Below are 23946 nucleotides of genomic sequence, written 5' to 3'. Positions count from 1 at the left end.
TTGACTTGGGGCTGTTCGCTTCGTTCGGGTCACCGTAGGTTCGTTCGCACCTTGAACGACATGGGATGATCCATCCGAACTCATCGGAGATCGAGGATGAAATGACCCAAAGTCGCGATCCGTTCGACTCGGATGTGAATGTCCCGTTACGCGCCGTGGTCGGCAACCCGGAACTCGCACTCGACCCGGTCGTGGAGACCTTGCGGCCGGGCGCGCTCGACGCCCCGGTGCGCTGGGCCCACGTCAGCGAGCTGCTGGATCCCGTGCCCTACCTGCTCGGGGCGGAGCTGCTGCTCACCGCCGGGGTGAACCTGCCGGTGGAACCGGCCGAGATCGATCGGTACGTGCGACGGCTGGCCGGCAGCGGTATCTCCGCGCTCGGGTTCGGCCTCACCCCGGGCGCCTACGAGACGTTGCCGCCGCCCCTGCTGACGGCGTGCGCCCGGCACGGTCTCCCGCTGCTGGTCGTCCAGCCGCGGACGCCGTTCCTCGCGATCAGCCGGGCGGTGTCGGTCGCGCTCGCCGAGGCGGGGCAGCGGGAACAGCGGCGGATCGCGGCCGCGCGCGAGGCGCTGACCAGGGCGGCGGGCGACGGGCTCGGCGAATTGGCGAGCGCGCTGGCCGGACGGCTGGGGGCATGGGTGGCGCTGGTCGGCGCAGACGACGTCCTGGCCGCGGACCACGGGGCGCCGTCGCCGCTGCCCGGCGAGGTCCGGGAACTGGTCGCCACGCTGCGGGCGGGCCGGGGCATCCGCAGTGCGACCACGGAACTGGCCGACGGCACGCACGTCGTCGCGCAGCCGGTGTACCCGCAGGCGACGGCGTCGCATCTGGTCGTGGTCGGCCGGGTCGCGCGGTTCGACGGCGCGGACCGCTCGATCCTGTCGGTCGGGGCGGCGCTGCTCGGGCTGGCGGGGCGCGCGGGTTCGGACGCGGCCGGGCTGGGCGCCACCGCCACGGGGCTGCTGCTGGGGGAGACCGAGGTGATCGGCGGGGACGAACGCCGTCTGGTCGCCGGGATCGCGTACCGGAAAGGGCCGAACGAGGTGGCCGTCCGCTACGACTGGCTGCGCGCCCGGCTCGACACCCCGCTCGTACGGCTGCGGCCGGGGCCGCGCTTCGACGCGATCGTCCGCGAGGCGCCGGAGGCCGGTGATCTCGACCGGCTCCGCGCCGATGGCTGGCTCGCGGTGGTGGGCTCGCCCGTCCCACCCGGACGGCTTCCCGAAGCGGCGGGTGAGATCGAGCTGCTGCTGACGCGGGCCGCCGCGCTGGGGCGGCCGGTGGTCGCGGAAGGCACGTCGGGGCTGGACGCGCTGATCGATCCGGATGCCGCGGCCGGGTTCGCCGCCCAGGTGCTGGCGCCGTTGCGCGAACTCGACCGGCAGGGTGATCGCGAACTGGTCGGCACGCTGCGGACGTGGCTCGCGCACCACGGCGGCTGGGACCGCACGGCCGCCGAACTCGGCGTGCACCGCAACAGCGTCCGGCACCGGATCGGGCAGATCGAACGGGCGCTGGGGGTGGATCTGGCGGATCCGGAGACCCGGATGCGGCTGTGGTTCGCCCTGCGCTGGTCCAATCAGGTCACTCTCAGGTAAATGTGGCAACGTAGGGTCGTGCGAATTCTGGTAGTCGAAGACGAAGAACCCCTCGCCGACGCGATCGCACGCGGCCTGCGGCGCGAGGGTATGGCGGTGGACATCGCGCTCACCGGTGACGACGGGCACGAGAAGGCCGCCGTCACCCGGTACGACGTCGTGCTGCTCGACCGCGACCTGCCCGGCATGTCCGGTGACGACCTGTGCCGCGAGATCGTCGCGTCCGGCGAGCTGACCCGCGTGCTGATGCTCACCGCGAGCAGTTCCGTTTCGGACCGCGTCGACGGCCTTTCCCTCGGCGCCGACGACTATCTCGCCAAACCGTTCGCCTTCCCCGAACTCGTCGCACGTGTGCGGGCGCTGGGCCGCCGCGCGACCCCGGCCGCGCCGCCGCTGCTGACTTCGGGCGACGTCGAACTGGACCCGGCGAGGCGGACCGTCCGCCGCGCGAGCGGTCCGGTCGAGCTGACCCGCAAGGAGTTCGGCGTGCTGGAGGTGCTGCTGTCGGCCGCCGGTTCGGTGGTCAGCAGCGAAGAACTGCTCGAACGCGTGTGGGACGAGAACGCCGACCCGTTCACCACCACCGTCAGGGTCACCGTGATGACCCTGCGGAAGAAGCTCGGCGAGCCGGGCATCATCGAAACCGTCGTCGGCTCCGGCTACCGGGTGCCGGAGCAGGGGACCGCACGCGGGTGAACCTGTCCGGTGCCCGCAGCCTGCGCGGGCGGGTCACGCTGCTCGCGACCGGGCTGGTGGCACTGGTCAGCGTCCTGTTGCTCTGGCTGACCTGGAACCTCGTCGGCGACGCGGTTTCCGCCGTGCCGCAGCTGCCGCCGGGCACCACGGTGCGCGTCGACGGCGTCGAGGTCGACGCGTCCGCCGTCACCGAGCATCTGCGGGTCTACGCCAGGAACCGGGTGCTGCTGTTCGGCGCGGTCGCGTTCTGTTTCGTCGTGCTGGCGGCGGGGATCCTCGCGTGGACGTTCACCGCGCGGGTCCTGCGGCCGCTGCGCGAGATCAGCGGTACCGCGCGCCGTCTCTCGATCGAGTCGATGGGGGAGCGGATCGGCGAGGTCCGCACGAAGGACGAACTCGCGGAACTGGCCGAGACGTTCGACGACATGCTCGACCGGTTGCAGGCCGCGTTCGACGCGCAGCGGCATTTCGTCGCGAACGCCAGCCACGAACTGCGGACGCCGCTCGCCGTCATCCGCACCGAACTCGACGTCACCCTGGCCGACGAGCACGCGGACGAAGCCGAGTTACGCCGGATGGCGGGTGTCGTCCGTGACGCGACGGAGCGGGCCGAGCGGCTGGTCGGTTCGCTGCTGCTGCTCGCCCGTACGGACGGCGCGGGATTGGTGGCCAGGGAACCGGTCGATTTGGCGGTGATCGTCGCGAGTGCCTGGCGCGCGGTGCGTGCCGAAGCCGAAAAGCGCGGCATCCGCACGGAATTCGCGACCCAGGGCGCGGTGACGTTCGGCGATCCCGCGCTGCTGGAACGGATCGCGGGCAACCTGCTGGAGAACGCCGTGCGGCACAACGTCGACGGCGGCTGGCTGGACGTCGTCACGCAGGCCGGTCCACAGTGGTCGGTGCTGCGGGTGCGGTCTTCGGGCGGGCTGCTGGATCCGGCCGCGGTCCCGGAACTGTTCGAGCCGTTCCGCCGCGCCGGCGTCGCCAGGACGGCCCGGACCGGCGCCGGGCTGGGGCTCTCGATCGTGCGGGCCGCGGTGCAGGCGCACGGTGGCACGGTGTCCGCGGAACCCGTTGTGGGCGGCGGCCTTTCGGTGACCGTCCACCTGCCCGCTCTGCCCTGACCCCCGGCGGGGGTTACGGTTCGAGCATGGTTCCCAGTATTCGGCTGAACAACGGAACATCCCTCCCGCAACTCGGGTTCGGGGTGTACAAGATCGGCGACGACGAGGTCACCGGCGCGATCCGCACCGCCATCGAGGCGGGGTACCGCGCCATCGACACGGCGACCCTGTACGCCAACGAGCGCGGCGTCGGCGAGGCCGTCCGCACCAGCGGGCTGCCACGCGAGGAACTGTTCGTCACCACGAAACTGTGGAACACCGAACACGGCTACGACTCGGCGTTGCGCGCCTTCGACACGAGCCTGAGCGAGCTGGGGCTCGACTACGTCGACCTGTATCTGATCCACTGGCCGCTGCCCGCGCAGGACAAGTACGTGGAAACGTGGCGGGCGCTGGAAAAGATCGCCTCCGACGGCCGGGCGAAGGCGATCGGCGTCTCGAACTTCCAGATCCCGCATCTGGAACGGCTGATCGAGGAGACCGGGACCGTTCCCGCGGTGAACCAGATCGAATGCCACCCGTGGCTGCAGCAGCCGTTGCTGCGGGACTTCCACGAGAAGCACGAGATCGTCACCGAGGCGTGGGGCCCGCTGGCGCGCGGCGGAGACCTGCTCGCCGACGAGAAGATCACCACGATCGCGGAGAAACACGGCAAGACGCCGGCCCAGGTCGTGCTGCGCTGGCATGTCGAGATGGACCATCTGGTGATCCCGAAATCCGTCACGCCGGAACGGATCAAGGCGAACATCGACGTCTTCGACTTCGCGCTCGACGCGCACGACACCGCCGCGATCGCGACGCTGGAGCAGGGGAAGCGACTGGGGCCGGACCCGGACAAACTGGGCGCCTAGCGTTTCGGAAGTGTCATGAAAGGGCCGTTCAGGACATTTTTCGTCCTGAACGGCCCTTTCATGACATCCGCGGGAGACCTACCGCACGTCGACGAAGATCGGGTTCCCGTACAACCACAGGTCTTCGAACGGGTTCGACTGCCCGATCACGTCGGCGCTCGGCTCGATCCCGCCGGGCACGTGCTTCTTGCCGTCCGTCCCGCGTGTCCGCACGAAGAACGGCTCACGCACGTCGCGGAACGTGTGCCGGAAGGTGACCCGCCGCCCGGGCGCCCACCGCGGCTCGAACGACCGCACCACCCGGGTACCCGGGGCGGTCTGTGTGTCGCGGTCGGCGGCCGGGCCGGTCACCGGTCCCGAAACGAGGTCGAGCCGCGCGAGCCGCGGGATCGCGCCGCCGCCGTTCGGCCGGGCCGCCAGCTTCGCCGAGACGACGACCGTGACGTCGGATCCGCGCCGGACCCGCAGCCTGCCGCCCATCGTCGCCGAGCTCCAGCCGCTGTACGCGCCGAACTCGAGTTCCTGCCCGAGCCCGCCGTGCACCACCCAGACGCGGCCCGCGCGCAGACCTTCCAGCACACCTTCGTGGCTTCGGCGGGTCACGCCGACCATCGTCCGGCTGAACTCTGCGGGGGCGAAGTCCGCGTACGGCGGCAGGGTCTGCGGGACGCCGGTGTCGATCGGGTCCGGGTAGCCGCCGTGCTCGTCGTAGTAGCCGTCGGGGACGCTGGGCCGCACGTGGGTGTCGCCGCGGTTGTAGTGCGAGTCGGAGTTGCTGGTGATCCACCACGGCTTTCCTTCGGCCAGCAGCGAATCCCAGAGTCCGCCGACGGTCGCGGTGCTCCAGTCGAAGCCGCCGTAGGTGCGGTAGGCCGACGCCGGGAAGCCCGGCCACGAGTTCGAGCCGGGCGAGTTGCCGTACCCGCCACGCGCGCCCCCGCCGCTCCCGAGCGGTTTGGGGAAACCGTCGGCCTGCGCTCCCGGCGCGCCTTCCATACCGATGACGATGCCGGGCGCGGCGTCGCGCAGGGCGCGGATCTCGTGCGGGGCGATCCGGCCGTTGCGCAGCGGATGGTTGATCACCACCACCGGCGCGTGGATCCGGCGGGCCCGCTCTTCGGCCGCGAGCCAGCGGATCGCCTCGACGGCCAGCGCCTCGTTGTCCGGCGTGCCCGGTTCGGTCCCGGTCAGCCGCCAGTCGAAGGCGCGCTCGAACTCGCGCAGTTTCGCGGCCTGGGCCGCGCCCGCCTGGAAGAACAGCGTCGCGTGCTCGGCACCCGGCACGTTCCACTCCATGCCCTGCCACAGCAGGAGATCGGGATGTTCGCGCTGCGCCGCCCGGATCGCGGCGTTCGTGCGCTCCACCGACGACTTCTCGTGCGCGGCGTGGCCGTGATCGGTGATCACCGCCCAGTCCGCGCCGTGACGGCGCGCGTCGGTGGCGATTCCGTCCACTGTGTACATCGCGTCGTAGGAGTACTGCGTGTGGATGTGGTGATCGCCCGCCAGCCACCGATAGCGGTCCCGGCCGAAGAGCAGGCCGAGGTCGAGGTCCAGATCCAGATCGAGGGCGTCCGCCGGTGCCGCGGCGGCGAGTGGCGCGCCGGCGGCCGCCGCGGACACGAGGCCCGCGCGTTTGAGGAATCCGCGGCGGTCGACGCCGGGTTTTTCGCTGTTCACCGGCCGGACGCTAAAGAGCGTCGTTGAACGGACGATGTCCGGACGGCCAACGCACGGCGTTCTGTGATGCCCGTCTCCCCGGGGGATGGCCGGGGAGACGAACGTTCCCGTACGAACCCCAGGCTTTCACGAAAACGTAGTCACTCGCCATCGAATCCACGAAAAACGCGGAAGGCCACCGTCCGCGATCAAGGGATCGCCGACGGTGGCCTTTCGCCGAGGCTCAGGAGAGCGGCACGCTCGCCACGCCCGGCGCCAGGAACGGCTTGCCGTTGACCTTCTCGGACACGCCGGCCCGGTCGAGGTACGGCGTGATGCCGCCCAGCCAGAACGGCCAGCCCGCGCCGAGGATCAGGCACAGGTCGATGTCCTGCGCCTCCGCGACCACGCCCTCGTCGAGCATGATCCGGATCTCCTCGGCGATCGCCGCCAGCGCGCGGTCACGCACCTGCTCGGACGTCGACGGCGAGTCGCCCTGCCGCCAGAGCTCGGCCACCTCGGGATCGACGGTGGCGTTGCCCTTGTCGTCCCACTGCCAGACGCCCTTCTTGCCCGCCTTCACGAAGCGGTCGAGGTTCTCGCTGACGGTGAACCGGTCCGGGAACGCCCCGTGCAGGGTCTCCCCGACGTGCAGGGCGATCGCCGGGCCGACCAGCTGCATCAGCGTCAGCGGCGTCATCGGCAGGCCCAGCGGCTCGAGCGCCTTGTCGGCGACGTCGAACGGCGTTCCCTCGTCGACGGTCACCAGCACCTCGCCGAGGAACCGCAGCAGCAGCCGGTTGACCACGAACGCGGACGCGTCCTTGACCAGCACGCTCGACTTCTTGAGCTGCTTGCCGAGCGCGAACGCAGTGGCCAGCGTGGCGTCGTCGGTCTTCTCCGCGCGGACGATCTCCAGCAGCGGCATCACCGCGACCGGGTTGAAGAAGTGGAACCCGACCACGCGCTCGGGGTGCTTCAGCTGCGACGCCATCGCGGTGATCGACAGCGACGAGGTGTTCGTCGCCAGGATCGCCTCGGGCGAGACGTACTGCTCCAGGTCGGCGAAGACCTTCTGCTTGACGCCCAGCTCCTCGAACACCGCCTCGATCACGAAGTCGGCGTCGGCGAACGCGGACTTGTCGAGCGAGCCGGTGACGAGCGCCTTCAGCCGGTTCGCGCCGTCCGGCGAAACCCGCTTCTTGGCCAGCAGCTTGTCGATCTCACCGTGCACATAGGACACACCCTTGTCGACGCGTTCCTGGTCGACGTCGGTGAGCACCACCGGCACCTTGAGGCGGCGGACGAACAGCAGCGCCATCTGGCTGGCCATCAGGCCCGCGCCGACGATGCCGACCTTGTTCACCTTGCGCGCCAGCGACTTGTCCGGCGCACCGGCCGGCCGCTTGGCCCGCTTGTTGACCAGGTTGAACGAGTACAGCCCCGCGCGCAGGGTGTCGTCCATGAGCAGTTCGGCGAGCCCGTCGGTCTCGGCCGCGTAGCCGCGGTCGAGGTCGTTCTCGCGGGCCAGCTCCAGCAGCTCGACGGCCTTGGTCGCGCCGGGGGAGGCGCCCTTCGTGCGACCGTCCACAATGGCCTTGGCACGGGCGATCGCGGCGTCCCAGCCCGCGCCGCGGTCGATCTCGCGGCGGGCGGGGGTGATCTCGCCGTTGACGACCTTCGCCAGCCACAGCAGGGACTGCTCGAGGTAGTCGGCCGAGCCGAAGACCTCGTCGACGATGCCGAGCTCGGCCGCCTGCGCGACCTTCAGCATCTTGTTCTGGGCCAGCGCGTTCTCGATGATCACGGTGACCGCGGCGTCCGGGCCGATGAGGTTCGGCAGCAGCTGCGTGCCGCCCCAGCCCGGGAACAGGCCGAGGAAGACCTCGGGGAACGCGATCGCGGCGGTGTTCTCCGAAAGCGTGCGGTAGTGGCAGGAGAGCGCGAGTTCGAGCCCGCCGCCCATCACCGCGCCGTTGATGAACCCGAAGGTCGGGATCTCGGTCTCGGTGAGGCGCCGGAACACGTCGTGCCCGGTCTGCGCGATCTCCCGCGCCAGCGCCGGATCCGCGACCGCTTCGACGCCGGAAAGGTCGGCGCCGACGGCGAAGATGAACGGCTTGCCGGTGACCGCGATCGCGGCGGGCTCGGCCGCGAAGGCGGCGTCGATCGCGGCGTTGAGGCTCACCAGGCCCTGCGGGCCGAAGGTGTTCGGCCGGGTGTGGTCGTGGCCGTTGTCGAGGGTGATCAGCGCGACGGGCTTGTCGAGCCCGGGCACCTTCACCAGGCGGGTGACCGCGTTCGTGACGACCTCGTCGGGGAAGGCGGCTTTCGCCTGCTCAGCGGTGAAAGTCATGTTACTTGGCCCCCTCGAAAGCCGGGTTCTCCCAGATGACCGTGCCGCCCATGCCGATGCCGATGCACATGGTGGTCAGGCCGTAGCGCACGTCGGGGCGCTCGGCGAACTGACGCGAAAGCTGCGTCATCAGCCGCACCCCGGAGGACGCGAGCGGGTGACCGCAGGCGATCGCGCCACCCCACTGGTTGACGCGGGGGTCGTCGTCGGCGATGCCGAAGTGGTCGAGGAACGCGAGCACCTGGACCGCGAACGCCTCGTTGATCTCGAACAGGCCGATGTCGTCGATCGACAGGCCGGTGCGCGCGAACAGCTTCTCGGTGGCGGGCACCGGGCCGATGCCCATGACCTCCGGCTCGACCCCGGCGAACGAGTAGCCCACCAGGCGCATGCCGATCGGCAGGCCGAGTTCGCGGGCGGTGTCCTCGTCGGCGAGCAGCGCCGCGGTGGCGCCGTCGTTGAGCCCGGCCGCGTTGCCCGCGGTGATCCGGCCGTGCGGGCGGAACGGCGTCTTCAGCCCGGCGAGCTGCTCGACGGTGGTGCCGGGACGCGGCGGCTCGTCCTCGGTCGCGAGACCCCAGCCGAGTTCCTTCGAACGCGTGGCGACCGGGACCAGCTCGGGGCCGATCTTGCCGGTCTTCACGGCCTCGGCGTACTTCTCCTGGCTGCGCGCGGCGAAGGCGTCGGTGCGCTGCTTGGTGATCGCCGGGAACCGGTCGTGCAGGTTCTCCGCGGTCTGGCCCATCACGAGCGCCGTCGGGTCGACGAGTTTGTCGGCGATGATGCGCGGGTTCGGGTCCACGCCCTCGCCCATCGGGTGGCGGCCCATGTGCTCGACGCCGCCGGCGATGGCGATGTCGTAGGCGCCGAAGCCGATCCCGCTCGCGGTGGTGGTGACGGCGGTCATCGCGCCCGCGCACATGCGGTCCAGCGCGAAACCGGGCACCGACTTCGGCAGGCCCGCCAGCAGCGCGGCGGTGCGGCCGATGGTCAAGCCCTGGTCGCCGATCTGGGTGGTGGCGGCGATCGCCACCTCGTCGACGCGTTCGGGCGGCAGCTCGGGGTGCCGCCGCAGCAGTTCACGGATGGCGTTGACGACGAGATCGTCGGCACGGGTGCCGGCGTACATACCCTTTTCGCCTGCCTTGCCGAAGGGCGTCCGCACCCCTTCGACGAAGGCGACATTGCGTACCGACCGCGCGTTCGGCGCGAGCGGTGTTGCTCCTGCGGCCACGAATGCTCCTGAAGTAGAGGTTGTCCTGACCGCACCCTAGCCCCGGTTACCGGTCGGTAACCAGGATGGTGGCCCGGTCGAGTGGGGGAAGGCACACTCCCGGGGTCACCCGCCTCGGCCGCTTGGCCGATCCGGGAGCGGTGGGGAAATTGCTATGTTCGAAGTGATCAGGGGGAGGGATCACGATGAACTCGCCGGGGCCGGCCGTCACCCGTCGTGCGCTGCTGGGGATGGCGGTCCTCGCGTCACTGGCCGCCTGCACGCGGGCGAACCCGCCCGTGCCGTCGCCTCCGCCACCCCCGCCGTCCACCACCCGCCAGTTCCACGACCGGTTGATGGAACTGGAGAACAAGTTCGACGCCAGGCTCGGCGTCTACGCGCTCGACACCGAAGGCGGCGGCACCGTCGAACACCGCGCTGACGAGCGGTTCGCGTTCTGCTCGACGTTCAAAGGGGTCGCGGCGGCCGCGGTCCTGCAGCGCAACCCGTTGTCGCATCTGGAAACGCGGGTCAGCTACTCGCGGGACGACCTGATGAAACACGCGCCGGTCACCGAGCGGCACGTGGCCACGGGCATGACGATCCGCCAGCTGTGCGACGCCGCCGTCCGGTTCAGCGACGGCACCGCGGGCAATCTGCTGCTGCGGGATCTCGGCGGCCCGGCCGCACTGACGGCGTTCACACGCGGTCTCGGCGACACGGTCACGCGGATGGACCGGGTCGAGCCGGCCATCACCGAGGCCACCCCGGGCGACCTTCGCGACACCACCACGCCGCGGGCGTTCGCGGCCGACTACCGGGAGATCGTGCTGGGGGACACGCTGACGGCCGAAAAACGCGACTTCCTGCGTGACCTGCTCCAGCGCACCGTCACCGGCGCCGGACGGATCCGCGCGGGCCTCCCGCCCGGCTGGACCATCGCCGGCAAGACCGGAACAGGCGAGTACGGCACGCTGAACGACATCGCCGTCCTGTGGCCGCCGGGTAAGGCACCGATCGTCCTGGCGGTCATGTCCAGCAAGTCGGCGAAGGACGCTCCCTACGACGAAGCGCTACTCGCGGAGGCCGCGAAGTACGTCGTCGAAAAGCTGGCGTAGTTCCGGGTCAGTTGCCGGTGGCGCTGGGGAGCAGGGCGGGGCAGCCGGCGGTCTTGTAGGCCGGGTCGTACTCGAAGTGCCACTTCTCGTTGTCGTAGCGACGGCACCAGCCGAGCGGGCCGCCGTTCTTGTCCACCCACGCCGCCGAGTTCAGCGGCTGGATGTCGACGGCGATTCCCTTGACGTGCATGGACGTCTCGGGCTGCAGTGCCCATTTCTTGGCCTGCTCCACGGAGCCGAACCGCTCGACGGCCTTGTCGAATTCGCGCTGTTGCTGGCCCCGGCTGCGTTTGCCGTCGTTCACGCAGAGCGTGACGTTCTGGGCTTTGGCCTTGGCGCGCATGGCGTTCCACGCTTCGATCACGTCCGGGCGCATACCGAAGGTGTCTTCGTCGACATAACGCTTGTCGACGACGCAAGTCGGCCCGCTCTCGGGCCCGGGGACCTCTTCCAGGACCGCGAGCGCCTGTCCGTTCACCGGTTTGACGGCCAGGCCGGTGGCGCCGAGCGTCACCATCGCGGCCACGACGAGGCCCAGCGCCGCGAACACGCTGATCACGGTCCTGCGGCTGGAGGTGGATGTGGTGGGCACCACTCCGAAGCTACCCAGCCCCCGGCGGGCCGCCACGGTTTGTGAGCTTCTTCCCAGAACGCCCGGTGAAGCCAACCAAATCGGAAACCGCCTGGTCCGGGTGGTCGTGAGTGACGTTTCGGGCGGAAGTCCGTGAAGGCCTCCTTGAGGGACTCTGGGTCCCTCAAGGAGGCCTTCACGGACCGGGCACCCAAGGCGCGGCGTGAGGGGAGGCGTGACTCGCGTGATCAGGGGCGTGACTCGCGTGATTGGCGGCCGCACTCGGGGTGTTCCACCGCTGATCAGCCGAGTCAGCGATCCAGGTACCCGAGCCACCCCCCGTACTCCGTGATGTCCTGGGCGCCCTCCACCGCTCCGGGTTCGCACACGAACCCCGACACCTCACTCCCGTCGGCCAGTCGCACCTTCCCGATGGCCAGCGGCGCGGGAATGCCCGCCACGAGCTCGCCGAAACCGCTCAGCGGCAGGTCCCAGACCTCCGCTTCGATCGGCTCGCCGCCCGAAGCGACCCGGACGAGACCGGGTTTCGGCGGCACGGTGTCCAGCGCGTAGAACCGGTACTCGGCCGCCGTCGGTCCCGCGGAGACGAACCGGCCGCCCCGCGAGGTCAGTTCGTGGTTCAGCGGCTGCCCGCGCAGGTGCGCGCCGACGACCGCGATCCGCGTCCGCCGCGGCACCGAGCGGGCGACGTCGGCGAGGATCCGGTCGGCGTACGCGGGGCCGACCAGCATCACCCCGAACGGCAGCCCGTCGACGGTCCCGGCGGGCACGGCGAGCGACGACAGACCCAGCAGGTTCGTCGAGTTCGTGAACCGGCCCAGTCGCGCGTTCACGCCCAGCGGATCGGCCTCGACTTCGGCGATCGTCGGGTGTTCCGTCGTCGTGGGCAGCAGAAGACAGTCCACTGTGGACAAAATCGCCGACGTCTCGGCCGAAAGACCGTCGAGCCTCGCCAGGTCGCTGAACAACCGATGCGCCGGGACGTCCTTCGCCGCGCCGATGATTTGCCGCACGGCCGGATCGACGGCGTCCGGATGAGCCTCGATGAACTCGCCGACCGCCGAGTACCGCTCGGCCACGAAGGCGCCTTCGTACAGCAGGCGCGCCGCGGCCAGGAACGACGATATGTCGACAGGCACCAGCTCGGCGCCCGCGTCCCGATACGAGCGAGCCGCCGCGGCGAACGCTTCGGCCCAGCCGTCCTGCAAGGGGCCCAGCTCGGAAGGTACGCCGACCCGGAAAGGACGGTTCAGCACCGGGAGATCCCGCGGCTCGCTCAAGCAGGCGAACGCCGCCGTCGCCTCGTCGACCGTCCGCGCGAACACGGTCACGCAGTCGATGCTCGCGCACGCGGGCACGACACCCGTCGTCGGCAGCAGCCCCCGCGTCGGCTTCAGCCCGACGATCCCGTTGAACGCCGCCGGAACCCGGCCGGATCCGGCGGTGTCCGTGCCGAGCGCGAGATCCACGATCCCGAGCGCCACCGCGACCGCCGATCCCGAACTCGACCCGCCCGAGACGTACGCCGGATCGATCGCGTTCCGCACCGCCCCGTGCGGGCTGCGCGTCCCGACCAGCCCGGTCGCGAACTGGTCCAGATTGGTGGTGCCCAGGATCAGTGCCCCGGCAGCGCGCAGCCGCGCCACCACCGGCGCGTCCTCGGCGGGCGAGTAGGCGTACTCGGGGCACGCCGCCGTCGTCGGCAGCCCGGCGACGTCGATGTTGCCCTTGACCGCGGCGAGTTTCCCGTACAGCGGCAAGGATTCCCCCGCCACGCGACGGGCTTCCAGCTTCTCCGCGTCGGCGAGCACGTCCTCCTCGGGACGCAGGTCGATCCAGATCTCGGGCCGGTCGACCCGGGCGATCCGGTGGTACGCGGCGCGCACCCGCTCCCGCACGCTCATCCCGCGCTCCTTCCCAGAACCACCAGCGGAGTGCCGGGGGCGACTTGATCACCGGGCGAGACGAGCACCTCGACGACCTCGCCGCCGGCGGGTGCGGGGATCCGCGCCTCGGTCTTCATCGCTTCGAGGATCACCAGCGTCTCGGCCGCGTCGACCTTCTTGCCGGGCTCGACGTCCACCCGCCACACGGTCGCCGCGAACGGCGCCTCGACGACGTGCCCGCCGGGCGGGGCCTCGACCTTCGTGGTCGGGACCTTCGCGCCGACCGGCTCCGGCCGCGGGTCGAACTCGCCCGCCGCCGCCCACGCCTGCCGCTCCGCCTCGAACGCCGCGCTCTGCTTCGCCCGGAACGCGGCGATGTCGGCCGCGTTGTCGGCCAGGAAGCGTTCGTGGTCGGCCAGCGCGAACTCGCCGTCGGTGATGTCGAGTTCCAGTTCCCCGGCCGAACTCTGTGCCCGCAGATCCAGTAGTTCCTCCGCGCTCACCGGGTACCAGGAGATCCGGTCGAAGAACCGCAGCAGCCACGGCGAACCCGGTTCGAACGATCCGCGTTGCCGCCAGCCGCTCCACACCTGCACCGTCCGCCCGACGAACTGGTAGCCGCCGGGACCCTCCATCCCGTAGATGCACAGGTACGAGCCGCCGATGCCGACCGAGTTCTCCGCGGTCCACGTACGGGCCGGGTTGTACTTCGTGGTCACCAGCCGGTGCCGCGGGTCCAGAGGAGTGGCCACCGGCGCGCCGAGATAGACGTCGCCGAGGCCGAGCACCAGGTACTCCGCGTCGAACACCGTACGGTAGACATCGTCCACACTGGACAGACCGTTTACCCGGCGGATGAACTCGATGTTCCACGGGCACCACGGCGCGTCGTCGCGCACGCCCGCCATGTACCGCTCGATCGCCTCGCGCGTCGCCGGATCGTCCCAGGACAACGGCATCCGCACGGTCCGGCTCGGCACCACGAGGTCGCCGGTACGCGGCAGATCGTGCTCCACCTCCTGCACGAGGCCGAGCAGTTTCGGCACCGGCAGCACGTCCGGATCGACGTGCACCTGCAGCGAGCGGATGCCGGGGGTCAGGTCGACGACGCCGTCGAGCCCTTCCGTGGCCAGCCGGTCGGCCAGCGCGTGGACCCGCATCCGCAGGGCCAGGTCGAGTTTCATCGGCCCGTACTCGATCAGCAGGTTGTCGTCGCCGCTGCGCCGGTAGGTGACCTCCGGGTTCTCGTCCGATGTGGACAGACGGCCGAGGATGCCACCGTCGTCGATCGGCTTCCGGCTCGCCTTGACCGCCTTGCTCGGCGAGACACGCAAAGAGCCCGCGTGCTCGGTGGTGATCGGCACGAACCGCACGGTGTCGCCCGGCCGCAGCTGGCCGAGTTTCCAGCGCTGCCCGGTCACCACGGTCGCCGGGCAGACGAATCCGCCGAGGCTCGGCCCGTCCGGGCCCAGCAGGATCGGCAGATCGCCGGTGTAGTCGACGGCGCCGATCGCGTACGGGGTGTCGTGGATGTTCGACGGGTGCAGGCCCGCCTCGCCGCCATCCTCCCGTGCCCAGCGCGGCCGGGGCCCGACGAGCCGGACACCCGTCCGCGCGGAGTTGAAGTGCACCTCCCAGTCGGTGGCGTAGAACGTCTCGACGTCGTCCGGGGTGAAGAACTCCGGTGCCGCGTGCGGTCCCTCGGTCGCGCCGATCTCCCAGTGCGTGGCGAAAACCGGCCGTTCGGCCTCGGGAACGGGCCCGCCGACGGGGTTCTCCGGCAGCGGCCCGGGGGAGAGGACGTCGCCGGTCGCCAGCGCGCGCCCGCCGTGCCCGCCGAAACCGCCGAGCGTGAACGTGGCCGCGCTGCCGAGGAAGTCCGGCACGTCGATCCCGCCGCGCACGAGGACGTACGCGCGGAGCCCGGCGGTCCCGGTGCCGACGTCGAGCACCCCGCCCGCGGGGATCTCGACCGGTGTCCATTGTGGAACCGGGGAGCCGTCGACGGTCACCGGTGACGGCGATCCCGTGACGCAAACGATTGCGTCTTCGGTGAACCGGAGCGAGACACCATCCACAGTGCACTCCAGGCCCGCCGCGCCTTCGGGATTGCCGAGGGCGCGGTTGCCCAGCCGCAGGGACAGATCGTCCATCGGCCCGTTCGGCGGGACACCCACGTGCCAGAACCCCAGCCGCCCCGGCCAGTCCTGGACGGTGGTCATCGTGCCGCCCCGCAGCACCTCGATCCGCGGTTCGGGGTCGGTGATCGTGTCGAGCGTCGCGGTGTCGTGCGTGACCTCGCGCAGCCGCCGATCCGCGGCGACCGCGCGCAGCTGACCGAGATTCGTCCGGACACCGTCCACCCGGCTCTCACCGAGCGCCTCGCCCAACGCCGTCAGCGCCTCGGTCCGGTCCGCGCCGACGGTGATCACCTTGGCGAGCAGCGGGTCGTAATGCGTCGTCACGGTCGCCCCGGCCTCGACCCAGGTGTCGACCCGGACACCGGAGGGGAAATCGGCGCGGGTCAGCAGACCCGCGCTCGGCCGGTGCCCGGCGGCCGGATCCTCCGCGTAGACGCGGGCTTCGATCGCGTGCCCGCGTGGGGACGGCGTGGTGGCGAACATCCCGGTCTCGCCGTCGGCGAGCCGGAGCATCCACGAGACCAGGTCGACGCCGTACACCGCCTCGGTGACCGGATGTTCGACCTGCAGCCTCGTGTTGACTTCGAGGAAGGCCGCCTCTTCGCGGACCGGGTCGTAGATGAACTCGACCGTCCCGGCCGACCGGTAGCGCACCGAAGCGCAGAGATCGACGGCCGCCGAGACCAGTTTCTCCCGCGCCGCTTCGGAAAGTCCCGGCGCGGGGCACTCTTCGAGCACCTTCTGATTGCGTCGCTGCAGGGTGCAGTCCCGCGTGCCCAGCGCCAGCACCTCACCCGTACCGTCGCCGAACACCTGGACCTCGACGTGCCGCGCGTGCGTCACGAGCCGTTCGAGGAACACGCCAGAAGTCGAGAAGCTCTTGGCCGCGATGCTCTGCACCGCCTCCCAGGCGTCGCGGAGTTCCGCGGCGGACGCGCAGGCCCGCATGCCGATCCCGCCGCCACCGCCGGTGGCCTTGAGCATCACGGGGTAGCCGATCCCGTCCGCCGCCGCTTCGGCGTCGGCCAGGGTGTCCAGCAGTCCGGTGCCCGGCAGCAGCGGGACACCGGCTTCGACGGCCTTCTCCCGTGCGGTGTGCTTGCTGCCGAAGACCTCGAGGTGGTCCGCCGTGGGGCCGGCGAACCGGAGCCCGGCCGCCTCCACCGCCCTGGCGAAGGCGGCGTCCTCGGACAGGAAACCGTAGCCGGGGTGGATCGTGTCCGCGCCGGTCTTCAGTGCGGCTTCGATGATGGCGTCGCCGAGGAGATAGCTCTCCCTCGCCGGTGCCGGGCCGAGCCGGACGGCTTCGTCGGAAAGCCGTACGTGCGCGGCCGTACGGTCGGCGTCGGAGTAGACGGCGACCGTCGGAATGCCCATCTCCCTTGCCGTCCGGATGATCCGGACCGCGATTTCCCCCCGGTTGGCGACGAGCAGCTTCACGCGCCACCGCCGGTGACGATCATCCGGACCGGCGTCGGGTCGAAGCCGTTGCACGGATTGTTGATCTGCGGGCAGTTCGACACCAGCACGAGCACGTCGGTCTCGGCGCGCAGCTTGACTTCGAGACCGGGCGCGGAGATGCCGTCGACGATGCCGAGCGTGCCGTCCTGTTCCACCGGCACGTTCATGTACCAGTTGACGTTGCTGACCAGATCCCGTTTGCCGAGGCCCCATTTCGCGCCCTCGGTCAGGAAATTCTCGACGCAGGCGTGCTGGTACCGCGTGTGCTGGCCGTAGCGGAGGCTGTTCGATTCCTTGCTGCAGGCGCCGCCGATCGTGTCGTGCCGCCCGCAGGTGTCCTCGACGACGGTCAGCAGCGGCGTGCCCTCGCCGGTGCGCAGCACGCTGCCGGTGGTGAGGAAGATGTTGCGCTGCGCGGCGATCGTGGCGGCCGCGCTGTACCTCTTCGCCGTGTCGGCGGCGTCGTAGCAGAGGAAGTCGACGGCCTGGTTGCCGCCGAGGTCGATGATCGCGAGCGTCTCGCCCTCGCGCAGCACGGTGGAGTACGGCGCCCGCGCGGCGACCTCGGTGTCGGAGATGATCGTCGTCATGCCAGGCCCCTAGCGGTGAGGTAGTCGGCGGTGTTCTCGAAGGCGCGCTGCGCTTCGGGTGACGCTGTCCATTCAGGACTGTCCGGTGTGGACGGCGCGCTCCGCTGCGCGAGGACGCGCAGCGGGGTGACCGTGTGGTCCGGACGCGGGTCGAGCGGGTGCGCGACGTTGGCGATCAGGACGATCACCGGGAGTTCGGTGCGCAGGACCACGGATTTGCCGGGGCCCGCGGAACCGGTGAACGTCAGCCCGCCGTCGGTCTCCACGTGGACGCCCTGGAAGAAGGACAGGCTCGGCGGGAGATCGCGTGGGGTGAGGCCGTGTTTGGCGGCGGCGAGGGTGAACAGCCTGAGTCCGTCCACAGTGGACGTCCCGCAGAGGGCGTCGTGTTTCCCGCTCTTGTCGGTGACGACGGTCGCGAGCACCCGCGCCTGATCCGAAAGCAGCGCGATCGCCTCGCCGAGATAGGCGTTCCACTGGACCTTCACCGTGTCCGCGACGTTCAGCCGTTCCCAAGGCTGGTCGGCGTTGTACAGCAGCACATGCGCGCAGGCGTCGCCTTCGACGTCGGTGAGCCGCAGTTCGGTGCCCCTCGCGAGGACCTTGTGGGTGTAGCCGCCGCCGGCGACGGTCTCGGCCCAGGTCAGCTTCGCCGGGTCGATCCCGGGCGGCGGGTCCGGCCAGGTGGACGCCGGGATGGCAGGCATCGCTTCGGTGACCGTGCCCGCTTGGGCGCGCGCGTGGTCGCGAGCGCCGTACGTGGTCGATGTCGTGCTCATGGAACCTTCCTTCAGGTCGCGGGGACGGGAACCGTGGTGAGCGCGGAGCGGCGGCGCCAGCAGAGGTAGCCGGTGAGCAGCGCGGCGCCGACGAACTCGATCGGGAACAACAGGACCCAGACGGAACCGGTGCCCGCCAGGTCGTAGATTTCGGCTCGTGGCCAGGCGATGTTGACGATCATCATCGCGCCGTACCCTACTGCCGCGATGTTGACCGGAATAGCCCATCGCCCCAGGGAGAAATGGCCGGGTTCGGCGGTGAAACGGCCTTGACGGCGCCGGATCAGCAGCGGTCCGGTCACCAGCAGATAGGCCAGATAGACCACGACCACCGAAGTGCCGGTGATGGTGCTGAAGATCGTCGGATTCCCCAGATTCAGCAGAAGCAGCCCGATGGCGAGCGCCCCGGACAGCACCGCGGGCGCGATCGGCGTGCCGGTGCGGGCGTTCACCGCGGAAAGGCGTTTGGCGCCGGGAAGCGCGCCGTCGCGGGCCATCGAGTAGATCAACCGGACCGTGCCGGTCTGGATGGTCAGCGTGCAGACGACGACCGCGATCGCGACGTCGGCGAGGAAGACCCGGCCGAGGGTGTCGCCGAAGACGGCCGTGATCACATACGGCAGGCCCTTCCCGGCGAGTTGCCCGTCGGTCAGGCTCGGTGCCGCCATCAGCGCGGTGAGGACGACGGCCAGCCCGCCGATCCCGGAGATCAGGAGGGCACGGAGCACGGCACGCGGGGCGGTGCGGCGTGCGTCCTTCGTCTCCTCGGCGACGGAGGCGGCGGTGTCGAAGCCGTACAGCACATACGCGGCCATCAAGGCCGAAGCGAGGACACCGCCGGCTCCCGGGCTCTCACCCGCCGGCTGGAGCACGACCTGAGGACCGCGGACCGCGAACAACGCGAGCCCGGCGATCAGCACGAGGACGCCGACGAGTTCGGCCGCGACCCCGACGTCGTTGATCCGCGCCATCAGCCGCACACCGCCCGCGTTGACGGCGGTGGTGAGGACGATCAGCAGGGTGCCGAGCAGGACCGCGTTGCTGGCACCGGTCGGGGAGGTGATCGCCGGATCCCCGCCGACGAGCTGGAACCCGCTCCAGACCGACGGGAGGACGACCTGGAGCGCGATCGCGGCACCGGCGAGCGCCACGACGCAGCCCACCAGCATCATCCAGCCGGCGAGCCACCCCGCGAATCCGGGGGAGAGGTGTTTCGCCCACTGGTAAACCGATCCCGCCAGCGGGAATCGGGCCGCGAGTTCGGCGAAGTTGAGCGCGACGAGCAATTGCCCGGTGATCACCAGCGGCCATGTCCAGAAGAAGAGCGTGTCGCCGAAGGAATAGCCGAAGGCGAACAGCTGGAACACCGTCGTGAGGATGGAAACGAAGGAGAAACCGGCGGCGAAGGCGGAGAAACCGCCCAGTGTCCGGCGAAGTTCTTGGCGGTACCCGAAGGCGGAAAGGTCTTCGGAAGGCATTGCGGAGGCTCCTGTCTCAAGGGCCGGATTTCGATCGGCTGACCGAAATTAAGCGCGTGCGGGATCCTTCCGATCTCCGCCGGGTAAGCGCGGTGTTAACAGATACCGGATTCGGTAACCTGGGCCGACCGCCGGACGTAACAAAGATCTTCGCGGAGAAATGGCAGGATCGGATAGATGACGAAAACGACCGGGGTGGGCAGACCGAGAGCCAGCGGCGCCGCGGCGAGCAAGCGCGAGGCGCGGCTCGCCGTTTTGGACGCTGCGGGGGAGCTGTTCACCGGCGCCGGCTACGCGGCGACGACCACGAGGGCCATCGCCGAACGCGCCGGACTGCGCCAGGCGTCGCTCTACTACCACTTTCCGTCCAAAGAGGACATTCTCGCTGCGCTGCTGGAGGACACCGTCCGGCCGTCACTGGACGTCGCGGGCGGGCTGTCGGCCAAGCTCGCGCCGGTCGGCACACGGCTGTGGGCGCTGGCCTACGCGGACATCCACCTGCTCGGCAGCGCGCGGCAGAACCTCGGCGCCCTGTACCTGCTGCCCGAGATCTCGTCGCCGCGGCTGGCGCGGTTCCGGGCCGAACGGGCGGAGCTCAAACGCGTCTACGGCTCGCTCGTCGCGGCGGCGGGGGTCACCCCAGCCCTCCAGGGGATCCGGACCGACCTCGTGTTCGGGCTCGTCGAGAGCATCGCGATCGTCCGGCGCGACCAGCCGGATCTGGACGTCGAAGCGCACGCCGTCGAAGGGGCCGACAGCGTGCTGAGGCTCGTCGGGCTCGGGGAGCCGGACGCGGGTCTGCGCGGCTCCGCGCGAGCGTTGCTGGAGGGCTGAACGCGGGTCAGGCGGCGGTCGAGTGGAGCGCCTTGCTCAGCACCGCGACCGTCAGCTTGACCTGCCACGGCCGCGCGCCGCCGTCGCGCAGGACCTGGGCGACCGAATCCTCGCTCAGGTCCGACGGCGGACGCCAGCAGGTGCGGCGCACCAGTTCCGGCAACAGCAGGTTCTCCACCGGCAGCCGCCGGTCCTCCGCGATGGCGGACAGCGCCGCGCGGGCGGCCGAAAGCCGGGCGGCGGCGTCGGGATCCTTGTCCGACCACCGGTTCACCGGCGGCGGTCCGTCGGTCTGCTGCGCGGGGGTCGGCAGCTCGTCGGCGGGGAGCGCGCGGGCGGCCTGCAGATGCCGCAGCCAGCTCGCGGTGTACTTGCGCTGCACCCGGCCGCTGAACACCGGCAGCGCCTGCAGCTGCTCGACGGTCTTCGGGTCGGCGGTGACGGCGTTGATGATCGCGCTGTCGGGCAGGATCCGGCTCGGCGCGCGGTCGCGTTTGCGGGCGAGCTCGTCGCGCGCCTGCCACAGTTCGCGGACGGCGGCGAGGCCGCGGGCGCTGCGGATCTTGTGCACCCCGGACGTCCGGCGCCACGGCTCGGCCCTCGGGGCGGGCGGCGGCGCCGTGCGGACGGCTTCGAATTCCTGCTGGGCCCATTCGAGCTTGCCCTGGGCGGCCAAGTCGGCTTCGAGCTTCTCGCGCAGCTCGATGAGCAGCTCGACGTCGAGGGCGGCGTAGTTCAGCCAATCGACGGGAAGCGGGCGCTTCGACCAGTCGGCGGCACTGTGCCCCTTCTCCAGCTGGTAGCCGAGGAGGAGCTCGACGAGGGTGCCCAGGGCGACCCGCTCGTACCCGGCGAGCCGCCCGGCGAGTTCGGTGTCGAACAGGCTCTTCGGGTGCAGGTCGAGTTCGGCGAGGCACGGCAGGTCCTGAGAGGCCGCGTGCAGCACCCATTCGGCGTTGTTGAGCACTTCCGCGAGGGGTTCGAGCTGCCCTTCGAGCGGAATGGGGTCGATGAGGAAGGAGCCGGCACCTTCGCGGCGCAGCTGCACGAGATAGGCCTTGGGCCAGTATCGGTAGCCGGACGCGCGTTCGGTGTCCACGGCGATGGCCCCACTGCCGCCCGCGATCTTCGCGCAGGCTTCGGCGAGGGCGGTCGCGTCGGCGATCACCGGTGGAGTGCCCTCGGCGGGCTCACGCAGCAGGACCGGTCCACCGGTGTCGTCGGTGCCGGTCTTCGGGTCCGTCTGCGGTTCTCCGGGTCGGTCGCCTTCCATAGGTGAAGACCCTACGGGACGAGCGGGCCGCGCCTGGTCCGCCCGCCCCGCAGGGCTGTTCGCCTTTGTCAGCGGATCACGCCGGCACGCATGGCCAGCGCCACCATCTGAGCCCGGTCACCCGTGCCGAGCTTGCGCCCGATGCGGGAGAGGTGAGACTTCACCGTGAGAGCGGAGAGGCTGAGTTCCTCGCCGATCTCCTTGTTGCTCTGGCCGTCGGCCACGAGCTGCAGCACCTCGACCTCGCGCGCGGAAAGCTCGCGCGGGGTGTTGTCGGTGCCGGCGACCCGGGTGCCGGTGGCCAAGACCGGTGCGACGCTCGGGTCCGCGTAGACGCCGCCCTCGAGCACCCTGCGGACGCCGTCGGTCACCACGACCGGCGAAGCCGACTTGAGCAGGTATGCCTGGGCGCCGGCCTGGAACGCCGACCTGACCGCGTACGGGTCGTCTGATGAAGCGAGCACCACTACCCGAGGCCAGCCGTGGCTACGGAGTTCCGTAACCAGCTCGATGCCGCTGCCATCGGGCAGTCCGAGATCGAGGATCGCCAGGTCACAAGGCCCGGTGGCCTGTGCTCGCGCCCTCGCCTCGGCCACCGTGGCGGCCTCGTGGACGGTGCCCGCACCCATCTGTGCGAGTCTTGCTGAGATTGCCTCCCTCAACAGCGGGTGGTCATCGACCACCAACACGGAAAAAAGCTCTTCCCGCGGGTGCGGAACCATGCTCGCCGGCAATGAACCGGCTGGCGTGGATCGGACGGCCTGAGAAATGCCGACGGTAGCCACGTCACTACCTCCCTGGAGTCGGTCGTGCCCCCCGACCGGCACCGGGACTTTCGGCCGTTTAGCCGCGCCAGCTTTAGACCGAAAGTGGTGTCGTCGATGGCACTGTAGCCGCCCTGAGGCCTTCGCGGGGGGATCGAATGGGTATCTATCTCAAACCAGTGGTCACTCAGGGAGTTCGTAGTAACACGATCGGGCTAGTACACAGCCGGTGGCTAACACATCGCCGAAAGAACACGATGCACTGGGGTTACCAGGGTCCAACCGACTGTGCAGATGAGCCGTGCACCTGCCGGTGCCTCTGCCCGGGACCTTCGCGGGGCCGCCGGAATGTGCCTCCGGCATGGGGCTTGATCAACTTCGCGGAGAGTCATGATCGCTCCGCTCGGTGACTGTGATGGTAACGCTCCGGAAGCGTCGGGGCGTGTTCGGGAGCGGATTCGATCTTGTTGCGGACGGTGACAGCCGGGTTAGCACGAACGGGGTGGTCCAGACCTCTGAGCGACCGGCTTCGCGCAGGTGGAGGCTGGTCTAGTCCAGATGGCCCTGAAGCGACTTTCGGCGTCGTGCAGACACCCTGAGGGGCCCGCGAATGGGGTAAGCGAAGGCGCTTCGGCCCCTTCGCGGCTCGCGGCTGTCCGTGAAGGCCTCCTTGCCTACCTTGAGGGTAGTGAAGGGGGCCTTCACGGAGCCGCGGAGGGGAGCAAGGGACCTTTGCTACCGCGCTAGTTTTCCTAGCAGCGCTAGATGGCCGGTGTTCGCAATATAACCCGAATGCCATGTCTCGATTGATGGGAATCCGGCGTGTCGGGGCCGTGGCTCAAGTCCGTGAAGGCCTCCTTGGGGGACCCAGAGTCCCTCAAGGAGGCCTTCACGGACTTGAGAAGAAGCGGCTCAGGAGGACTGGCGCTGCTCGAACAGCGTCACGCCGACCGGCGGCAGCCCCACGACGCTCGCCATCACCTGGCAGAACGCCTGCCCGTGCGACCGCAACGCGGCGTCCGTCGGCGTCCACGACGCCCGAAGTTCCAGATCGTCGGTGCGCGCGGGCCCGGAGATGTCGCCGAAGCGGGCCGACGAGGTTTCGGTGACCGTGCCGCCCAGCGCCGTCCACTCCGCGCCGGAGGTCTCCAGCGCGTCGGTCAGCCACGACCAGCCCACGGCGGGCAGGAAGGGATCGGTCGCCAGTTCCCGGTCGAGTTCCGCGCGGACGTACATGACCAGCCGCAGGACGCCGTCCCAGCCTTCCTGGCCGTCGGGATCGTGCAGCAGCACCAGCCGCCCCGACGCCAGGACGTCCGCCGGCCCTTCCACCTCACAGCTCACCGCGTAGGACCACGGCGCCAGCCGCTGCGGCGGGCGCATCTTCTCCAGCCGCACTTCGGGACGGGGCCGGACCGATTGCAACGCCGCGACGGCTTCACGGAAGAGATCGGGTACTGACGTCATCGCGGTCACCAACCGACTGTAAGACGCGATCGTCCGGTTCGGGGCGCAGACGCGCCGAGAGTA

The 23946-nt window shown here is 70.2% G+C and carries 18 protein-coding genes; 6 read left to right on the top strand and 12 right to left on the bottom strand.

Annotation, left to right across the window (positions count from 1 at the left end):
• Positions 1-101 precede the first annotated feature (101 nt).
• From AB8M46_RS29350 to AB8M46_RS29335, 4 genes are read left to right on the top strand one after another with little or no spacing between them, the layout of a single operon-like run.
• Positions 102-1601, top strand: a complete 1500-nt coding sequence (locus tag AB8M46_RS29350; RefSeq protein ID WP_394362324.1) for a PucR family transcriptional regulator — start codon at positions 102-104, stop codon at positions 1599-1601.
• An 18-nt stretch (positions 1602-1619) separates the two neighbouring features.
• Positions 1620-2297 (top strand): response regulator transcription factor, encoded by a 678-nt coding sequence (locus AB8M46_RS29345; protein WP_007033550.1) that lies wholly within the window; start codon positions 1620-1622, stop codon positions 2295-2297.
• Positions 2294-3421 (top strand): cell wall metabolism sensor histidine kinase WalK, encoded by a 1128-nt coding sequence (locus AB8M46_RS29340; RefSeq protein WP_037343763.1) that lies wholly within the window; start codon positions 2294-2296, stop codon positions 3419-3421. The genes AB8M46_RS29345 and AB8M46_RS29340 overlap by 4 nt, the downstream gene beginning before the upstream one ends.
• A 26-nt stretch (positions 3422-3447) precedes the next feature.
• Positions 3448-4272 carry an aldo/keto reductase gene (locus tag AB8M46_RS29335; protein ID WP_394362323.1) on the top strand — a complete coding sequence of 275 codons (825 nt, stop codon included), beginning with the start codon at positions 3448-3450 and terminating at the stop codon, positions 4270-4272.
• 78 nt (positions 4273-4350) lie between these two features.
• Here the strand turns inward: AB8M46_RS29335 and AB8M46_RS29330 are convergent, their stop codons facing one another.
• From AB8M46_RS29330 to AB8M46_RS29320, 3 genes are all read right to left on the bottom strand, one after another.
• Positions 4351-5952, bottom strand: a complete 1602-nt coding sequence (locus AB8M46_RS29330; protein WP_394362322.1) for a histidinol-phosphatase — start codon at positions 5950-5952, stop codon at positions 4351-4353.
• Positions 5953-6175: 223 nt separating this feature from the next.
• Positions 6176-8287, bottom strand: coding sequence for a 3-hydroxyacyl-CoA dehydrogenase NAD-binding domain-containing protein (locus AB8M46_RS29325; RefSeq protein ID WP_394362321.1), 2112 nt, complete (start codon positions 8285-8287; stop codon positions 6176-6178).
• A 1-nt stretch (position 8288) separates the two neighbouring features.
• Positions 8289-9521: a thiolase family protein gene (locus AB8M46_RS29320; protein ID WP_005156956.1), complete on the bottom strand. Its 1233-nt coding sequence runs from the start codon at positions 9519-9521 to the stop codon at positions 8289-8291.
• A 185-nt stretch (positions 9522-9706) separates the two neighbouring features.
• On the opposite strand from AB8M46_RS29320, the gene bla reads away from it, so the two are divergent.
• On the top strand, positions 9707-10618 hold the full coding sequence (bla, locus tag AB8M46_RS29315) for a class A beta-lactamase (RefSeq protein ID WP_394362320.1): 912 nt from the start codon (positions 9707-9709) through the stop codon (positions 10616-10618).
• A 7-nt stretch (positions 10619-10625) separates the two neighbouring features.
• On the opposite strand, the gene AB8M46_RS29310 is transcribed toward bla, so the two are convergent.
• From AB8M46_RS29310 to AB8M46_RS29285, 6 genes are all read right to left on the bottom strand, one after another.
• Positions 10626-11213: a D-alanyl-D-alanine carboxypeptidase family protein gene (locus AB8M46_RS29310; protein ID WP_394362319.1), complete on the bottom strand. Its 588-nt coding sequence runs from the start codon at positions 11211-11213 to the stop codon at positions 10626-10628.
• Positions 11214-11500: 287 nt separating this feature from the next.
• Positions 11501-13114, bottom strand: coding sequence for an allophanate hydrolase (gene atzF, locus AB8M46_RS29305; RefSeq protein WP_394362318.1), 1614 nt, complete (start codon positions 13112-13114; stop codon positions 11501-11503).
• Positions 13111-16677: an urea carboxylase gene (gene uca / locus AB8M46_RS29300; protein ID WP_394362317.1), complete on the bottom strand. Its 3567-nt coding sequence runs from the start codon at positions 16675-16677 to the stop codon at positions 13111-13113. Before uca ends, atzF begins: the two co-directional genes overlap by 4 nt.
• Positions 16674-17288, bottom strand: a complete 615-nt coding sequence (locus tag AB8M46_RS29295; protein ID WP_394362316.1) for an urea amidolyase associated protein UAAP2 — start codon at positions 17286-17288, stop codon at positions 16674-16676. Before AB8M46_RS29295 ends, uca begins: the two co-directional genes overlap by 4 nt.
• Entirely contained in the window at positions 17285-18067 is a 783-nt protein-coding gene (locus tag AB8M46_RS29290) for a DUF1989 domain-containing protein (protein WP_394362315.1), read from the bottom strand. The genes AB8M46_RS29295 and AB8M46_RS29290 overlap by 4 nt, the downstream gene beginning before the upstream one ends.
• Before the next feature lie 11 nt (positions 18068-18078).
• On the bottom strand, positions 18079-19545 hold the full coding sequence (locus AB8M46_RS29285; protein ID WP_037343782.1) for an amino acid permease: 1467 nt from the start codon (positions 19543-19545) through the stop codon (positions 18079-18081).
• Between the two features lie 177 nt (positions 19546-19722).
• On the opposite strand from AB8M46_RS29285, the gene AB8M46_RS29280 reads away from it, so the two are divergent.
• Complete coding sequence (locus AB8M46_RS29280) at positions 19723-20379, top strand: TetR/AcrR family transcriptional regulator (protein WP_037343783.1); 657 nt, start codon at positions 19723-19725, stop codon at positions 20377-20379.
• Positions 20380-20386: 7 nt separating this feature from the next.
• On the opposite strand, the gene AB8M46_RS29275 is transcribed toward AB8M46_RS29280, so the two are convergent.
• From AB8M46_RS29275 to AB8M46_RS29265, 3 genes are all read right to left on the bottom strand, one after another.
• The gene (locus AB8M46_RS29275) at positions 20387-21652 is read right to left on the bottom strand and encodes an HRDC domain-containing protein (protein ID WP_394362314.1); all 1266 of its coding nucleotides are present in this window, start codon (positions 21650-21652) and stop codon (positions 20387-20389) included.
• Positions 21653-21720: 68 nt separating this feature from the next.
• Complete coding sequence (locus AB8M46_RS29270; protein WP_034318331.1) at positions 21721-22437, bottom strand: response regulator transcription factor; 717 nt, start codon at positions 22435-22437, stop codon at positions 21721-21723.
• Between the two features lie 891 nt (positions 22438-23328).
• Entirely contained in the window at positions 23329-23892 is a 564-nt protein-coding gene (locus AB8M46_RS29265; protein ID WP_037343785.1) for a DUF3000 domain-containing protein, read from the bottom strand.
• Positions 23893-23946 lie beyond the last annotated feature (54 nt).

Origin of the sequence: Amycolatopsis sp. SB7-3, from assembly GCF_041021335.1 — a bacterium.
Classification (GTDB): domain Bacteria; phylum Actinomycetota; class Actinomycetes; order Mycobacteriales; family Pseudonocardiaceae; genus Amycolatopsis; species Amycolatopsis japonica.
Note: the sequence above shows the minus strand (reverse complement) of the source record. Positions and strands in the feature narration are given on the sequence as shown.

What these genes read in the sequence shown, in the direction of transcription:
- AB8M46_RS29285 (WP_037343782.1), bottom strand. Translation starts at nt 19,545, where the DNA reads ATGCCTTCCGAAGACCTTTCCGCCTTCGGGTACCGCCAAGAACTTCGC.
- bla (WP_394362320.1), top strand. Translation starts at nt 9,707, where the DNA reads ATGAACTCGCCGGGGCCGGCCGTCACCCGTCGTGCGCTGCTGGGGATG.
- AB8M46_RS29275 (WP_394362314.1), bottom strand. Translation starts at nt 21,652, where the DNA reads ATGGAAGGCGACCGACCCGGAGAACCGCAGACGGACCCGAAGACCGGC.
- AB8M46_RS29290 (WP_394362315.1), bottom strand. Translation starts at nt 18,067, where the DNA reads ATGAGCACGACATCGACCACGTACGGCGCTCGCGACCACGCGCGCGCC.
- AB8M46_RS29280 (WP_037343783.1), top strand. Translation starts at nt 19,723, where the DNA reads ATGACGAAAACGACCGGGGTGGGCAGACCGAGAGCCAGCGGCGCCGCG.
- atzF (WP_394362318.1), bottom strand. Translation starts at nt 13,114, where the DNA reads ATGAGCGTGCGGGAGCGGGTGCGCGCCGCGTACCACCGGATCGCCCGG.
- AB8M46_RS29335 (WP_394362323.1), top strand. Translation starts at nt 3,448, where the DNA reads ATGGTTCCCAGTATTCGGCTGAACAACGGAACATCCCTCCCGCAACTC.
- AB8M46_RS29350 (WP_394362324.1), top strand. Translation starts at nt 102, where the DNA reads ATGACCCAAAGTCGCGATCCGTTCGACTCGGATGTGAATGTCCCGTTA.
- AB8M46_RS29295 (WP_394362316.1), bottom strand. Translation starts at nt 17,288, where the DNA reads ATGACGACGATCATCTCCGACACCGAGGTCGCCGCGCGGGCGCCGTAC.
- AB8M46_RS29325 (WP_394362321.1), bottom strand. Translation starts at nt 8,287, where the DNA reads ATGACTTTCACCGCTGAGCAGGCGAAAGCCGCCTTCCCCGACGAGGTC.